Genomic DNA, 13,657 nt, shown 5'->3' on the forward strand with positions numbered 1-13,657 from the left:
GGTGTCCGGCTCGGACGGGGGTTATTGCAACCCCCTTGCAACCCTTGCCCGCCCGGCCGCGGGTGACGCAGTCTGATGGCATCCCGCGCCGTTCCCGGAGAGACCGTCATGCCGCCCGACCCGCTGTCCGCAGCCTCCAGTGCCCCCCTCGCCGCCACCCCCACGGGCGGCGATGGGGGCGGCTCCACCGCCGCTCCGGCGGCGGTGGAGGAGGTGCTGATGCTGCGGATCTCGCTGGGCGAGGAAGTGGTCGGCGAGGTGCGCACCAGGTTCCGCTTCGACGCCTCGCGCCCGTACGAGGTGCTGCTGACCTTCCATCTGGGGCGGCCGGACGAGGCGGACTGGGTGTTCTCCCGCGACCTGCTGCGCGACGGCCTGCGCTCGTTGAGCGGCCAGGGCGACGTCAAGCTGTGGCCGGCCTACTGCCCCTGCCACGGCTCGACCTTGCACCTGGCGCTCGAATCCCCGCACGGCAGCGCCCTGCTGGAGGCCTCCAAACCCCGGGTCCAGGCCTGGCTGGAGCGCACCTACGCGCTGGTCTCCGTCGAGGAGGAACGCGACTGCGGCCCGACCGACGACCAGCTGGCCACGCTGCTCGCGGGCGGCTGAGCACCGGCCGTCCCGTCCCCTGCGGGGCGCGGTGCCGGTACGGGCGCAGCGGCGCCCGGCAGCCGTACCGTGCCCGCCGCGAGCCCGGCCCGCAGCCGCCGGACCGCCGGGGCGGTGGAGGCGGGCAGCAGGTCGTACGGGTCCTCCGGCCCGTCCACGGTGACCAGCACCGAGTCGGCGAAGCGGTACGGTCGGTGGGCCAGCAGCCCGCCCAGGTAGCGGCGCAGCCGGGAGAGCTCGGCCCGGATCGTCACCGTCCGCCCCGCGTCGCCGAACAGCGCCTCGGCGAGCTGTGCCGCGGTGCTGCCCTCGCGTGAGGTGGCCAGCAGGAGCAGCAGTTCGGCGTGGCGCGGGCTGAGCGGGTGCGACCAGCTGTCGGCCGCGCCCCGTACGTACAGTTCGGGGCGGTCCGGGCGGCGCAGGTCGAGCCGGAGCCGGGCGCCCTCGGCCTGTTCGGCGCTCACCGTGCCGGCGCCGTCCGCCTCGGGCGAGCGGACCGGACGCACCAGCCAGCCGTCCGCGAGCGGTTCCAGCACGCACTCGCCCAGGCCGGGCACCCAGTGCACGGCCGCCGGGACCCAGCCCTCGCTGGGCACGCGCAGCCGGCTGGGCGGTGGCAGTCCGGCCGCGGCGGCGGTCCAGCCGGCCGCGTCCACCACCAGGGCCGGGCCGCCGACCCGGGCGAGCAGCGGGGCGGCCAGGGTGCGCAGCTGGTGCAGCGCCTCCAGCCGGTGGGCGCGCAGCTCGGTCTCGGCGAGTCGGGCGGCGGTGGCGGTGAGCTGGAGCAGGAACGGGCGGACGTTGTGGGCCGGTCCACTGAGGTTGATCGCGCCGACCAGCCGTCCGGTGGCCGGGTCGTGCACGGGTGCGGCCACGCAGGTCCAGGTGTGGTGGCTGCGCAGGTAGTGCTCGGCGGAGTGGACGTGCATCGGGCGCTGGGCGCGCAGCGCGACGGCGATGCCGTTGGTGCCGACGCTCTCCTCGATCCAGCGGGCGCCGGTGACGAAGCCGATCCGGTCGGCGCTGCGGCGCAGCCCGCGCTCGCCGTCCTGCCAGAGCACATGGCCCTCGGCGTCGGCGATCGCCAGGATCAGCGGGGCCGGGTCGGCCGTATCGAGCAGGGTCTCGCGCAGCACCGGCATGACGGTGTCCAGCCCGCTGGCCCGGCGGCGCTGCTCCAGTTCGGCGGGGCCGAGCAGGGCGGTGGCGGCGCCGGCGTCGGGGTCGAGGCCGAGGCGGCGCAGCCGGGCCCAGGAGTCGCCGATCTCGGGGCGGGGTTCGAGCAGGCCCGGCCCGCCGGCACCGCCGGACGAACCGGGCCCGCCGGTCTCGGGGAGGGCGAGTTCGCGGGCGGCGGCGTCGGCGAGGGTGCGCTCGTGGACCTTGGCCAGCTCCGCCGCGGTCGGCGGGGTGCGGCGCTCTGGTCGTCGGGACTGCCGTCCGGTCTGCCGCACTCGCGTTGCTCCTCGCCGCCGTTCGAGGACGCGCCGGGGTCGACGCGCTGACGAAAGCGTACGGGTGCGGTGGGCCGGTGGGGACGGGGTCTGCCAAGTCGGCACACCGGTCGGTACGGGACCCCCCCAGGGTGACCTAGCGTCCCCGGCCCGGTTCGTGCTGGGCGGCCTCGACGGTGTGGTGCAGATCGGCGGTGGCCTCCAGGGTGGCGCCGGTGGTCAGCGCCAGGCAGGCGGCCAGGGCCAGGGCGACGGCCCGCAGCCGGGTGCCCGGGGTGGCGGTGGGGCGGGGCTGGAGCAGCGCCGCGACCCGGCGCGGGACCGGGCCGGAGTGGGCGGCGGCGACCAGCCGGGGGCGGGCCGGCCAGGGCGAACGGCTCGCGGCGAGGGCGGCCCGGCCGACCGCGCGGGCGGTCACGGCGCGGTCGCCGACCCGGGCCGCTGCCACTTCGTCGGCCCAGCGCTCCAGGTGGTACCCGAGGGGCGTGCGCAGTGGGCGGAGCGCCGGGTGGAGGGCGGCGGCGTGCTCGGCGAGGGCGAGGAAGACGTGGTGGCGGGCGGCCAGGTGGGCGCGCTCATGGGCGAGCAGGGCGGAGCGCTCGGGCCCGCTGAGGGCGCGCAGCATGCCGGAGGTGACCACGATCCGGCCGGGCTCGCCCGGTCGGCCGGGGCGGCGCAGTCGGCCGGGCAGGGCGAAGGCGTCGGCCCGCTCGTCGTCCAGGACGGTGAGCGGGTGGTCCTCGGGCGGCGACAGCAGGGCGGTGAGCGGGTTCGCACCGGGCTGCAACCATCCTGCGGAGCGCGCCCGGCGCATGGAGGCGCGCCAGGGGCGCATGTCCGGATGCCGGTCGGCTGAGGTCAGCGTGGGCAGGGCGGCCCGGGCGGTCCGCAGGTCCTGTCGGCGGCGGCGGGCGGTGCGCACCGCCAGCGCGGTGAGCGCGGCGAGCGCGAGGCCCGCCACGGCGGCCCCGAGCGGGGCGTCCGGCGCCGCGGCGGTCAGCCAGGGCAGCGAGAGGTGGCCGAGGGCGGCGACCGGGGGCAGCTGGAGCAGTCCGGCGGCGGCGAGCAGGCCGAGCGAGCACAGGGTCCCGCCGGCCAGGACGGCGGCGGTGCCGGCCAGCAGCCAGGCCGCGGCCCGGGGCGCCAGCGCCTCGGCGAGGCGGCGGGCCAGCGGGGCGGCCAGGAACGGCAGCAGCAGCGGGGCCCAGACGGCGAGCATCATGGGGCGCCGGCTCCCGCCGGTCCCGGCCCGCCGTCGCCCAGCAGTTCGCGCAGCAGCTGCTCGTCCTCGGCGGAGAGGTCGGAGACGAAGCGGGCGAGCACGGTGGAGCGGTCGGCCTCGCGGCCCAGCTCGGTGTGCATTCGGCGGGCGGCCAGGCCCGCGGTGTCCTGGACGGTCGGGGTGTAGGCGTAGGCGCGGCCGGCCCGGGTGCGCTCGACCGTCCCCTTGTCGTGCAGCCGCGCCAGGATCGTCGCGATGGTGGTGCGGGCGAGGTGCCGGCCGAGCGCCGTCTGGACGTCCTGCGGCGTCATCGGCTGCCGGGCCGACCAGAGGGCGGCCAGCACCTCGGACTCCAGCTCCCCGGCGGGCCGGCGGGCGGACGGTACGTCGGACATGGCGGCGCTTCCTCCAGGATTCGTCTACAGTCGTGTAGACCGTCTACGTCACTGTAGACGGTCGGGGCGGGTTCCGCTGTGAACCGCCCTCCAACGTACGGGAGGTCCGCCAGCCTTGCTTCAGTTCCCCCTCGACGCGGCTCACCTGGGCGCGGCTCACCTGGCGGTGAACCCGCTGGACGCGTCCTCGCTGCTCGCCGCCTTCGGCGCCCTCGGCATCGCCGTGGTGCTGTTCGCCGAGACCGGCCTGCTGGTCGGCTTCTTCCTGCCCGGCGACTCCCTGCTGTTCACCGCCGGCCTGCTCTGCGTGCCCGGCGCCACCAAGGGCCCGCAGCTGCACCTGTGGCAGGTGCTGCCCGCCGCCCTGGTCGGGGCGTTGCTCGGGGCCCAGGTCGGCTACCTGATCGGTCGGCGCGGCGGCCGGGCGCTGCTGCGCCGCACCGAGCGCAGGAGCCTGCTGGAGGGCGTCGAGCGGGCCGAGGAACTGCTGGGCAAGTACGGGCACGGCAAGGCGATCGTGCTGGCCCGGTTCATCCCCGTGGTCCGGACGGTGCTGAACCCGCTCTGCGGCGTGCTGGAGGTGCCGGTCCGCTCGTTCACCTTCTGGCAGGTGACCGGCGGTGCGGTCTGGGCCGTCGGAGTCGTGCTGGCCGGGTACGGGCTCGGGTCCTCGATACCCAGCATCGACCGGTATCTGCTGCCGATCATCGGTCTGGTAGTAGTTGTCTCCGTGCTCCCCATTGTTCTCGAACTGTTCCGCGCCCGTAAGGCGCGCCGTCACGGAGGTGACGTGTGATGTCCTCTCGGGCTCTGGCCGTCTATGACGGCAGCGGCATCGACGGCAGCCTGTACACCCGGGTCAACGGGTGGGTGCAGTCGGCGCCGCACTGGCTGAACGACGTGATCAAGATCTGGTCGGCGATCGGCCTCGGACTGTTCGCGGTCTTCATGCTCTACGCCTGGTGGCGGGCGCGCGGCGCCGACTCCGTGCTGATGGCCAGGGTGCTGGCCTCGCCGGTGATCGTGGTCATCGCGTACGGCGTCAACTCCGTCCTGAAGAGCCTCGTCGACGAGCTCCGGCCCTGCGCGCAGATCCGCGGCAGCGTCTCGCTGGAGACCTGCCCGGGAACCGGGGACTGGTCCTTCCCGAGCAACCACTCGGTGATCGCCTTCGCCGCCGCGATCTCGCTCTGGTTCGTCAGCCGGCGGCTCGGCGTCGTCGCCACGGTCTTCGCGGCGCTGATGGCCGCCTCCCGGGTCTGGGTCGGCGTGCACTACCCGCACGACGTGGCGGTCGGCGCGCTGGTCGGCATCCTGGTCGCGCTGGTGCTGGCGCCGCTGGCCGGGCGCTGCGGGCCGCTGGTGGACCGGATGCGCTCGGGCGCGCTGCGTCCGCTGCTGGGCCCCGGCGCGATGCCGGTGGTGGCCCGCGGGTACGCGTCGCACCGGGCGCGGTAGTACCGATCGGCATTCCGCTGTGCCCCTTGTCCGGTTTCGGACGGCGGGTGGAGCATGTGAGCCGGGCGTGGGCCCCTTCGCAGGGGCGCCCGCCCGGCTCAGTCGTGCTCGGGGCGCGAAGGCACCGGGCGTGCCAGTGGAGGGAGTGCCGAATGCCGTACCGACTCGACATCACGCAGGGGGACTGGCCGGGCGACCTGCTGCACAAGGGCGTCGAAGGACTGCTCGCCGAGGCCATGGTGCTCACCCTCGCCACCGCCGGCCACGAGCACGGGCCGCACGCCAACCTGGCCTTCTTCGCGTACGACGACGACCTCGCCCTGTACTTCGTCAGCGAGCGCTCCACCCGGCACAGCCACCACCTCGCCGAGGAGGCCCGGGCCGCCGCCACCGTCTTCCTGCCGCCGCCGGTCTTCGGCGAGCAGCTGCGCGGGCTCCAGCTGGCCGGGAGCGCGAGCGAGGCCTGGGGGCGGCAGGCGGAGGCGGCACTGGCGGCGTACCAGGGGCGGTACCCGTCCTTCGCTCAGGACGAGGAGGTCCGGCGGCAGTACCTCACCGGGGGCGGGGCGGCGGCGCTGTACCGGTTCCAGGTGGAGGAGCTGACGGCGGTGGACGAGCCGAACTTCGGGCGGCGCAACTACCTGCGGGCGCGGGTGGCGCGGGGGTAGTTCATCGCTGGGGGCGGGCGGCGTCGCGGGGAGTTCTGCTGACGCTGCCCGCCCGGCGGAACGGGACCCGGCGCGGGCGACCGGTGCGGACGACCGCTACGCCCAGGCCGGCGGTGATGGCCATCAGGACGGCGTCCAGGGTGGCGGCGATGGCCAGGTGCTCGGCGGCGTCGATGTCGTCCGGGGCGCTCGCGGCCGCGACGCCCTCCGGGTCGTAGCGGACCAGCAGCCGGTCGCCGACCGCGTGCGCGTGCAGGCCCCCGTACACCGTGCCGTTGGGGATCGGCAGGCCGAGCTCGCCGACCAGGTCGTACGTCGAGTTCGGGTGCTTGTCGTGCGGATGGTCGTGCGCCTGGGCGACCTGGGCCGTGACGGTGATCCCGCGGGCGTTCAGGATCACCGCGTCCCGGGCCGCGACCACCTCCGCCAGCGCCCCGCCCCACAGCGCGACCGACACGACCGCCACCCAGCAGCCGACGAACCCGAGCAGCCGGACCAGGCCCACGATCCAGGCGATCCCGATCCCCAGACCGAGGAACCAGGCCAGGCCCCAGCTGACGTAGGTGCTCAGCAGCACCAGCCCGAAGGTTCCGATGGGCGCCGCTGCCACCAGCGCGGTCGCCAGCGCGATGGTCCCGCGCCGGGATCTCGTTCCCGCCATGCTTCCCCCGATCCTCGGTACGACGGGGTGGAAGGCTACGCCGGGATCGTGACGGCCTTCGGGGCGGGCCCACGGGCCCGCCCCCTCGCGTGCGCTCAGCGCCGCTCGCCCGCGTCCTTCCGGGCCGGGCTCTCCTCGGCCTGGCCCTTCTCGACGAGGATCGGCATGACGGCCGCCAACGGGCCGAACAGGAGCGACACCATCAGGCCGGCCGAATCCGGCATGCCGCCCGAACCGCCGGCCTTCTCCACCGCGTGGGAGTGCGCCCAGCCGATGACCATGATGAACGCGAAGCCGCCGACCGCGAGGGTCGGCAGCAGCAGCAGGACCGACTGCGCCCAGCCGACGTCCCAGCGCATCACCAGTAGGAGCACCGTGCCGTAGACGACCCAGATCCCGGCCAGGCCAAGGCGGTTGACGTGCGGATAGGCGAACCAGACAGCGGCCAGCGCGAGTAGCGTACAGACCACCGAGAGCAGCTTCACCAGCGGCCCCAATTTCCGTTGCTCGGCCGGAGGTCGGTCCTGCGGTGCGCGCTCGGCGTGTCGGAACACCCAGCTTGGCGCGCCGTCGGGCCCGCGCTCGGTCACCTGCCAGGGCCCGACGGACCGCGCCACCTCGGCGGCCTGCTCGGCCCCGACCGCCGGGTACTTCGCCTTCAGCAGGTCGAACAGCACGGTGTCGCTCGGTGCCGCCGCCAGTTCGGCGCGCAGCTCGGCGAGTTGCTGCTCCACGGGCACACCCTCGCGCTGCCGGCGGAGCCTGCGGACCGTGATCAGTCGGAAGAGCCACCACAGGTTTCCGAGGCCCACCAGGCCGAGCAGGACCATCCGCACGTCCAGCAGGAACCGCATCACGCCGAACCTCCTCTCGCCACCGGCCGAACGCCACCGGTCGAATGTCGACGGCCGAACACCGCCGACCGAACACCGCCGTCAGTCGAACGCCTTCCGGATGTTGTCCCACCGCTCGGGCGGCAGGTCGTCCAGGGTCTCGTCGCGGGGCGGGTAGAAGGAGATCCCGTTGACGGCGGCGGCGACCGCCGACAGCCATTCTTCCCAGTACTCGACCTGCTCGGTGGTGAAGACGGCCGCGACCACGTGGGGGCTCCACGGGTGCGGGATCAGGAACTCCGTTTGGCGCACGGTGGTGACGGTCGACTCCGGCACGTCGTAGACCGTCCCGGGCACCGGTACCGGCACATCGCGGACGGCCACCGCCGTGCGCCCGAGGGGCAGTTCGAGCACGCCGACGTCGGCCTCCGGCCAGGCGGCGGCGAGTTGCTCGGCGACGCGCTGGGGATAGGTGCCGGGGAGGCCGAGTTCCTCCGGCCGGATGAAGAGGGAGAAGGTGCCCAGGACGGATGTGCCGTCCGATGCCTGGGCCAGGCAGACGGAGAAGTGGACGACGCCGTCACGTAGTTGGGCCTGGATGGCGGTCTCGGCGGCGATGGCGACGCCGAGCGTCTGCTCGGGGCGCGCGGCGGAGAAGGCGGCGCTCAGACCGGCCGCCACGCGTTCCATCCGGTCGCCGGGATCCGCGGCCAGGTCGATGGCCGTGAAGCCCACGGGCAGGGAGAGCCAGAGCGAAGGGGTCTCCGTGGTCATTTGCCCGCCAACCAAGCGCCCACCCCGAAGACGTTCCCGACGGCCAGGACCCCGCCCACGACCTTGGCGGACTTGCTGCCGCCCCACGCGAGCCCGGTCCCGCCGACGACGTTGCCGGCTCCGGTGGTGCTGTTCACGGAGGTGTTGAGCAGGTCGCTGGGGTTGTCCTCGGTGAGCGAGTACGCCGTCGGCGCGGTCAGGACCAGAGTGGCGGCGCCCTGCACCCCGTCGGTGAGGTTCTGGGCCCTCTCCAGGGAGACGCCGCGACTCAGGGCCGGCTTCTCGATCAGGGTCTTGAAGATGGGGTTCGCCGGGTCCAGGCCCTTGATCGCGCCCGCCTCGAAACCCACCTTGGCGACCCCGGCTTTGGTGCCCGCGGAGACACCCGCCTTGAGGCCCACCTTCCCGGCGGTGATCGCGCCCTTGGCCCCTGCTCCCAGAAGGGGGAACGCGCCGAGAACGTCACCGGACAAGGTGAGCCAGTTGCCGAGGTTCTCCCGTGACGGCGGCATGAGCCCGCTCCAGCCGTACTGCGCCGCGTGCGCGCCCGCCGCGGCGAGGCTCAGTGCGACGGCGGCCAGAGCGAGGGGCGGGAAGAAGATCGCCGCGACGCCGGCGACGCTCGCCGCGACCGTCAGCAGGTCGGCGCCGTGGTTCTTGAACCAGTTGCCGACCTTGTCCAGCCAGCCGGGCTCCGGCGGGGCCTTGCTGTCGGCGGCCTTACGGATGGTGTCCGCCGTTTTGTGGGCGTCGCCGCTGTGGGTGGTCTGCAGGGTGGCGCCCTGGCTCTGGAGGTGCTGCAGATCCTCCGTGGCGCTGCGCACGGTGGCGGCCGCCTCGTCGAGGTGCTTCTTCGCCGTGTTGTAGCGCGTCGTGGCGGCGGCGAGCGAGGCGTCGTCGGGGAAGCTCTGACCGGCCAGCTTGAGGTCGGGGTTGGCGGCGGCGGTCGTGTACCCCTGGTCGGCCTCGGACTTGTGCTGCCGGGCGGCGACCGCCTGGCGCTCCAACTCGGCCGCCTTGGGCTGGTGTTCGGTGAGCGCCTTGTACCAGGTGTCGAGCGCGCCATACGCGGTGGTGATCGAGTCGGAGGCGTCCCGCAGGTAGTCGGGGAGCTTGCCGAAGTTCTCGGCGAACTTGTCGGCGGCCTTGCCGGTCCACTGGCCCTGGTGGTCGGAGATCTGCGACAGGGTGGTGTGGATGGTCCCCAGGTGTCCGGCGACCCGGCGCAGGGTCGCGCTCAGATTGGTCACGGCGGTCTGGTCACCCGGCGCCGGGTTGAAGCCGAGGCCGTCCCAGGTCGGTGTCTGGTCGGCCATCAGGCACTCTGCGGGGTGAGGGCTTTGATGATGCTCTGCTCGGTGCCGTCGTAGCCCTGCTGCACCTTCTCCAGGCCCTCGACCAGTACCTTGACGGACTCGCGGACCTTGCCGAGCCCGAACTCCCACTTCTCCTGGAAGTGCTTGCCCGCCTCCTCCAGGAAGTCGTACCCGAGCCCATCGCGGCTCGCCCCCTTCAACGCCTGCAATCCCTGGTCGAGTTCGTCGCCGCAGCCCTTGAGGTCCTGGCAGAGCTTGGCGAGGAACTCCGGGCTGACGGTGAAGTCGGCCATGGAACACCCCCGTGTCGCTGATCGCTGTATCGGGGAGACGGTAACGGGGGGTTCGTGTGCGGCTGCTCGGCCTTGACGGAATCCGTATGCCGTTCATACGGCTTCCTGCCGCAGCTATATGACGGCTCGCCAGACGTCCGAGGCGTCCAGAGCGTCTAGGGCGTCGGAGTCGAGGGCGGTCGCGGGCTCCGCGGAGAGGTGCTCACGCCAGGGCTTGATCTGCACTCGTCGGCCGCCGAAGTTGAAGGCCCGGCTCTCGTCGGCGATGACCTCCCCGCCTCGCTCGTACACGAGGAGGAGGGGCTCGAACGGGTCCGGCAGGTCGGGAAGTCCCACCCCCGGCGTGTCCCGAAGGGTTGCCCATCGTACGGCGGCGCGGCAGGCGTTCTCGGTCTCGATGCCGCCGACGTGTGTTACGAGGAACTCCTCAAGCCACGCGGCCACCTCGGGGTCCACCCGGACCGCCGGGGCGAGGGCCCCGGCGATGTCGAAGATGGGCCACTTCGGCGGGCCGCCGAGTACCTCGGCCCAGAGCGAGGCCCGGCGAAGGTACTCGACCATCAGCCGGGACCGGGAGGCGACATGCGCGTTGCGGCCTTCCAGGTTGGTCCACCGGACGGCGGTCAGGCGTTCCATCAATGCATCAGTGCGGCTTTTGTTCATTGGCTCGCCACTACTCCAGGGTTGATTGGGGAGCGTTGGCGGCTCCGGCCGCGCCGGAACCCCGAACTGAGGCTGAAGCCTCAGTTCGGGGTTCCATGGATTCCTCAGTCGGGCGGCTGAGGGGGTTCCCCTTGGTCGAGGAAGAGGTAGGCGTGGATCTTCTTCAGGTACTCGTACATCTCCTCGTCTGTCTCGAAGTCGAGCCAGGTGTTCTCACAGAACTCCCCACGGGTCATGGTCTGTTCGGCGAGCATCCGTTCGAAGCCCCGCCGGAGGGCGTCGTCCGAAGGGAAGCTGCGGATCGTGCGTCGGGTTTTGGGCAGGTAGTACGGGTCGGCCACCTCGACGTTCAGATACAACTGCATGAAGCCGGACAGGTCGTCCCACAGCCCGGTCTCCCCAGTCGGGCGGGAGCGGGAGTTCCTCGCTGCCGAGGAGGAGGCATGCGTGGATTTTCGCCAGATGGGCATATGTCTCCGCTTCACCGGGAGGCCGCATGCGCGTCGTGGCCCTCACGGTAGGTTCAGTTGATGGCGGCCAGGCGGTCCACCGTGGTCGTGCGTGTGCCGGTCAACTGTTGTCGGCCGGGGAATTGGTGCGAGCCCGCCAGGGTGCGGAGTTCGGCCCAGCTCCTGTCGTCGAGGGCGTCGAGGGCGGCGTCGTCGAGTTCGACGACGGGGGTAGGCGACAGGTGGGCGCGCCAGTCGCGGCACGGCACCATGGTCGTGTCGAAGTCGACGAAGCCATTGGCGTACGAGAAGAGGCCACCGCGTTCGTAGACCCGGATCAGGGGTTCGAAGGGGTCGGGCAGCGGGGGGAGGTTCAGCCCGGGGACGTCGGAGAGGGCTGCCCACTGGACGGCGGCTACTGAGGTTTCGGCGGCGTACCACCTGTGCGAGGCCGCGTCGACGAATTCCTTGACATCCGCAACCACCGCCGGGGCGGCCCGTACCTCCGGTGCCACGATGGCTGCGAGATCGAAGACGGGCCAATACCTGGTGTCCCCGTAGACGTCGAGCCAGAGTGCGGTCCGACGCAAGTACTCCTTCATGAGTGCCGCGCGGGAGTAGCTCTTCTCGAGGGCCTCGCCGTGTGACGTCCAGTTGAGGGCTTTGAGGCGGTCAACCATCGACTGCACAGCGTCGGAACTCACTTGAGGTCGTGACCTTTCGCGCGAGCGCTCGGGTGGTTCGCAGCGTTGGCGGCTCCGGCCGTGCTGGAGCCGCCAACGGTACTGCCGTTCAGGCTGTGTCCAGGGCCTCGAGCGTGGCCAGATCGAGGTTGGTGATCGGAGTGTGGGAGAGATGGCCTGACAACTGGCCCAGGGGGACGGAGATGCCGTCGAGATCGATGTGCTCCTCGACGTAGAAGCCGCCTCCGCGCTCGTACAGGAGCAGTAGCGGGTCGTAGGGGTCGGGCAGGCCGGGGAGGGCGACCTTCGTCTCGCGGCGGAACGTCGGCCAGTGCACAGCGCCGCGGCAGGTTTCTCGGATGGTACGACGCCGCACGGCGCCCGAGAGGTATGCCTCCAGGTCGGTGGCAATGTCGGGATCAGCGCGGACTGCGGGATCGATGTGCTGGGCGATGTCGAAAAACGGCCAGAGGTCTGCGGCATCGAACGCGTCGGCCCAGAGAGCGGACCGGCGCAGGTACTCGCGCATCAGCGCGGCCCGGGAGCGGGTGTGGGCCAGTGCGCCGTCCCAGTCACTCCATTCGACCGCCCGCAAGCGCTCCAGCACGACACGCGACGGATCATCCGTCACTTGAGTTTCACCCCGTTCCTCTTCAATTCCTGCTTGATCTCGGAAACCACGCTATCAATGTTCGAAAGGTCGTCCGCGAGTGCTGTCTTGGGCGGTGTGATGCCCAACGAATCCTCCCAGGCGCGGAAGTGGCCTTTGACGGGATGCGGAGACAGATCGTGGGCACCGGCCTTGCTCACGTCCTTCGGGGACAGCTTGCTGTTGTCGGAGTCCCAGACCGCCGGATGGTCCGAGACGTAGGGAAGCCCTGCTCTCATCAACTCGCTCTCGATGTACTCATGGGCCATCAGCGAGTGGAACTCCTTCAGTCCTGCGGCATCGAGTTTGCCCGCGTGGGCGTCCTGCCAGAGAGCCGCGATGTCGTCACGAGGAGTGAAGAGGCCTGTCTTGGAGGTGAGCGGGGCGATCTCCACCTTGTGCTGTTCGCGAAACAGGTGAGACTTGACCTGGCGCAGCACGGTCAGGTCGATACCGGTGTTCTCGGAGATCTTCGGCAGGTCGACCTTGTTGGGGGTCGCACGTATCTTTTCGAACGCATCGCCAGCGAACTTCGTCGGCTTCTCCACCCACCCGGCGCCGCCCCAGCCCTCCGTGTCGGGAAACTCAGTCTTGCCCCGGCCGGGCGCGGCCGCTCCGCCGACGGCGCCGAGGATGAGGTCGAGGGGCATGATGGGGCCGGTCTTGAACGCGGTGTCGTAGCCGTAGGTGAGGCCGGCGCCGGTGACCATGCGGCCGGGGAGGGTGTCGGCGGCGTTCGCGACCTTGGCGAGGCCGGCGAGGGCGACGGAGGCGCCTTCGGCGCGTTCGGCGGCGTTGGCGACGACGCGTCCGCCGGCGCCGAGGCCGCCGCCGGCGGCGCCCATGATTTCACCGGTCTTGGCGGAGTCGAGGGCCTCCTTGGCGCTGTAGCCGCCGTCGTCGAAGAGTTCGACGCGGATGGGCTGGGCGACGGCGAGGTCGACGGTGATGGCTTCGACGGCGCCGAAGGCGGCGCCGACCAGGACGGTGGCGGCGATGGTGGCGATGGTTTCGGAGACGGCGACGCCGAGGCCGGCGGCGGTGGCGACGATGCCCGCGGCGGCGCCCGCGGCGACGCCCTCGGAGATGCCGGCGGTGAAGAAGGCGAGGGCGGTGCCGGCCACCAGGGTGGCGCCGACGATCGCGGCTTCCTCTTCGAGTTTCTTGACGGCCTTGTCGACCTCGTGGGCGAAGTCCCGCAGCGCCTTGGCGAGGGCGCGGCAGGCGTCGGCGGTTTCGGGGAGCCAGCCCTTGCCCTTGCCGGCGCTGTCCTTGCCGCCGTAGTACTGGCCCCAGAACTTGCCGAAGGCGTCGATCGCGGGGCCGTGGTTGTTGGCGACGATGGCGGCGGCGGCCTGGTTGGTGGGGACGGTGACGTTGTCGATGGCGGTGGCCATCGCGTCCCAGGCGTCCGCGACCTTACGGAGCTTGTCCGGGTCGGCGTCGGGCCACCACATGCCGGTGAGCTTCTGGACGGCCTTCGCCGCCGTGGACTCACCCATACGAGGCTCCCGTCCGGGAACGAGCGCC

General features: G+C 72.2%; 17 protein-coding genes. 4 read left to right on the forward strand and 13 right to left on the reverse strand.

The window, feature by feature from the left end:
• The first annotated feature begins 108 nt into the window (after positions 1-108).
• Positions 109-609, forward strand: coding sequence for an SsgA family sporulation/cell division regulator (locus ACH4E7_RS13790; RefSeq protein ID WP_396249244.1), 501 nt, complete (start codon positions 109-111; stop codon positions 607-609).
• On the opposite strand, the gene ACH4E7_RS13795 is transcribed toward ACH4E7_RS13790, so the two are convergent.
• The 3 genes from ACH4E7_RS13795 to ACH4E7_RS13805 form a co-directional block, all read right to left on the reverse strand.
• A complete protein-coding gene (locus ACH4E7_RS13795; protein WP_396249245.1) occupies positions 528-2,063 on the reverse strand; it encodes a GAF domain-containing protein in 1,536 nt (511 codons plus the stop codon). The two genes, ACH4E7_RS13790 and ACH4E7_RS13795, sit on opposite strands and share 82 nt — an antisense overlap.
• A gap of 136 nt (positions 2,064-2,199) precedes the next feature.
• On the reverse strand, positions 2,200-3,285 hold the full coding sequence (locus ACH4E7_RS13800; protein ID WP_396249246.1) for a M56 family metallopeptidase: 1,086 nt from the start codon (positions 3,283-3,285) through the stop codon (positions 2,200-2,202).
• Positions 3,282-3,680 (reverse strand): BlaI/MecI/CopY family transcriptional regulator, encoded by a 399-nt coding sequence (locus ACH4E7_RS13805; protein WP_396249247.1) that lies wholly within the window; start codon positions 3,678-3,680, stop codon positions 3,282-3,284. The genes ACH4E7_RS13800 and ACH4E7_RS13805 overlap by 4 nt, the downstream gene beginning before the upstream one ends.
• A 115-nt stretch (positions 3,681-3,795) precedes the next feature.
• On the opposite strand from ACH4E7_RS13805, the gene ACH4E7_RS13810 reads away from it, so the two are divergent.
• From ACH4E7_RS13810 to ACH4E7_RS13820, 3 genes are all read left to right on the forward strand, one after another.
• A complete protein-coding gene (locus ACH4E7_RS13810) occupies positions 3,796-4,476 on the forward strand; it encodes a DedA family protein (RefSeq protein ID WP_396249248.1) in 681 nt (226 codons plus the stop codon).
• Complete coding sequence (locus ACH4E7_RS13815; RefSeq protein WP_396249249.1) at positions 4,476-5,138, forward strand: phosphatase PAP2 family protein; 663 nt, start codon at positions 4,476-4,478, stop codon at positions 5,136-5,138. Before ACH4E7_RS13810 ends, ACH4E7_RS13815 begins: the two co-directional genes overlap by 1 nt.
• Positions 5,139-5,290: 152 nt before the next feature.
• Positions 5,291-5,806, forward strand: coding sequence for a pyridoxamine 5'-phosphate oxidase family protein (locus ACH4E7_RS13820; RefSeq protein ID WP_396249250.1), 516 nt, complete (start codon positions 5,291-5,293; stop codon positions 5,804-5,806).
• Between the two features lies 1 nt (position 5,807).
• Here ACH4E7_RS13820 and ACH4E7_RS13825 read toward each other — a convergent pair whose 3' ends face one another.
• The 10 genes from ACH4E7_RS13825 to ACH4E7_RS13870 all read right to left on the reverse strand — a co-directional run bounded on the left by ACH4E7_RS13825 (position 5,808) and on the right by ACH4E7_RS13870 (position 13,629).
• Entirely contained in the window at positions 5,808-6,467 is a 660-nt protein-coding gene (locus ACH4E7_RS13825; protein ID WP_396249251.1) for a hypothetical protein, read from the reverse strand.
• 95 nt (positions 6,468-6,562) lie between these two features.
• Positions 6,563-7,324 (reverse strand): hypothetical protein, encoded by a 762-nt coding sequence (locus tag ACH4E7_RS13830; protein WP_396249252.1) that lies wholly within the window; start codon positions 7,322-7,324, stop codon positions 6,563-6,565.
• A 78-nt stretch (positions 7,325-7,402) separates the two neighbouring features.
• Positions 7,403-8,074, reverse strand: coding sequence for a hypothetical protein (locus ACH4E7_RS13835; protein ID WP_396249253.1), 672 nt, complete (start codon positions 8,072-8,074; stop codon positions 7,403-7,405).
• The gene (locus ACH4E7_RS13840) at positions 8,071-9,390 is read right to left on the reverse strand and encodes a putative T7SS-secreted protein (protein WP_396249254.1); all 1,320 of its coding nucleotides are present in this window, start codon (positions 9,388-9,390) and stop codon (positions 8,071-8,073) included. Before ACH4E7_RS13840 ends, ACH4E7_RS13835 begins: the two co-directional genes overlap by 4 nt.
• Positions 9,390-9,683 (reverse strand): hypothetical protein, encoded by a 294-nt coding sequence (locus tag ACH4E7_RS13845; protein WP_396249255.1) that lies wholly within the window; start codon positions 9,681-9,683, stop codon positions 9,390-9,392. Before ACH4E7_RS13845 ends, ACH4E7_RS13840 begins: the two co-directional genes overlap by 1 nt.
• 114 nt (positions 9,684-9,797) lie before the next feature.
• Positions 9,798-10,319, reverse strand: coding sequence for a hypothetical protein (locus ACH4E7_RS13850; protein ID WP_396249256.1), 522 nt, complete (start codon positions 10,317-10,319; stop codon positions 9,798-9,800).
• A 131-nt stretch (positions 10,320-10,450) separates the two neighbouring features.
• The gene (locus ACH4E7_RS13855; protein WP_396249257.1) at positions 10,451-10,816 is read right to left on the reverse strand and encodes a hypothetical protein; all 366 of its coding nucleotides are present in this window, start codon (positions 10,814-10,816) and stop codon (positions 10,451-10,453) included.
• 53 nt (positions 10,817-10,869) lie between these two features.
• On the reverse strand, positions 10,870-11,499 hold the full coding sequence (locus tag ACH4E7_RS13860) for a hypothetical protein (protein ID WP_396249258.1): 630 nt from the start codon (positions 11,497-11,499) through the stop codon (positions 10,870-10,872).
• Between the two features lie 88 nt (positions 11,500-11,587).
• The gene (locus ACH4E7_RS13865) at positions 11,588-12,109 is read right to left on the reverse strand and encodes a hypothetical protein (RefSeq protein ID WP_396249259.1); all 522 of its coding nucleotides are present in this window, start codon (positions 12,107-12,109) and stop codon (positions 11,588-11,590) included.
• The gene (locus tag ACH4E7_RS13870; RefSeq protein WP_396249260.1) at positions 12,106-13,629 is read right to left on the reverse strand and encodes a hypothetical protein; all 1,524 of its coding nucleotides are present in this window, start codon (positions 13,627-13,629) and stop codon (positions 12,106-12,108) included. Before ACH4E7_RS13870 ends, ACH4E7_RS13865 begins: the two co-directional genes overlap by 4 nt.
• Positions 13,630-13,657: the final 28 nt, after the last annotated feature.

Source organism: Kitasatospora sp. NPDC018058 (assembly GCF_044327205.1).
GTDB lineage: Bacteria > Actinomycetota > Actinomycetes > Streptomycetales > Streptomycetaceae > Kitasatospora.

Excerpts from the sequence above, each read along its gene's own strand:
- ACH4E7_RS13790 (WP_396249244.1), top strand. The coding sequence starts at position 109 with ATGCCGCCCGACCCGCTGTCCGCAGCCTCCAGTGCCCCCCTCGCCGCC.
- ACH4E7_RS13800 (WP_396249246.1), bottom strand. The coding sequence starts at position 3,285 with ATGATGCTCGCCGTCTGGGCCCCGCTGCTGCTGCCGTTCCTGGCCGCC.
- ACH4E7_RS13805 (WP_396249247.1), bottom strand. The coding sequence starts at position 3,680 with ATGTCCGACGTACCGTCCGCCCGCCGGCCCGCCGGGGAGCTGGAGTCC.
- ACH4E7_RS13815 (WP_396249249.1), top strand. The coding sequence starts at position 4,476 with ATGTCCTCTCGGGCTCTGGCCGTCTATGACGGCAGCGGCATCGACGGC.
- ACH4E7_RS13820 (WP_396249250.1), top strand. The coding sequence starts at position 5,291 with ATGCCGTACCGACTCGACATCACGCAGGGGGACTGGCCGGGCGACCTG.
- ACH4E7_RS13825 (WP_396249251.1), bottom strand. The coding sequence starts at position 6,467 with ATGGCGGGAACGAGATCCCGGCGCGGGACCATCGCGCTGGCGACCGCG.
- ACH4E7_RS13835 (WP_396249253.1), bottom strand. The coding sequence starts at position 8,074 with ATGACCACGGAGACCCCTTCGCTCTGGCTCTCCCTGCCCGTGGGCTTC.
- ACH4E7_RS13840 (WP_396249254.1), bottom strand. The coding sequence starts at position 9,390 with ATGGCCGACCAGACACCGACCTGGGACGGCCTCGGCTTCAACCCGGCG.
- ACH4E7_RS13845 (WP_396249255.1), bottom strand. The coding sequence starts at position 9,683 with ATGGCCGACTTCACCGTCAGCCCGGAGTTCCTCGCCAAGCTCTGCCAG.
- ACH4E7_RS13850 (WP_396249256.1), bottom strand. The coding sequence starts at position 10,319 with ATGGAACGCCTGACCGCCGTCCGGTGGACCAACCTGGAAGGCCGCAAC.
- ACH4E7_RS13855 (WP_396249257.1), bottom strand. The coding sequence starts at position 10,816 with ATGCCCATCTGGCGAAAATCCACGCATGCCTCCTCCTCGGCAGCGAGG.
- ACH4E7_RS13870 (WP_396249260.1), bottom strand. The coding sequence starts at position 13,629 with ATGGGTGAGTCCACGGCGGCGAAGGCCGTCCAGAAGCTCACCGGCATG.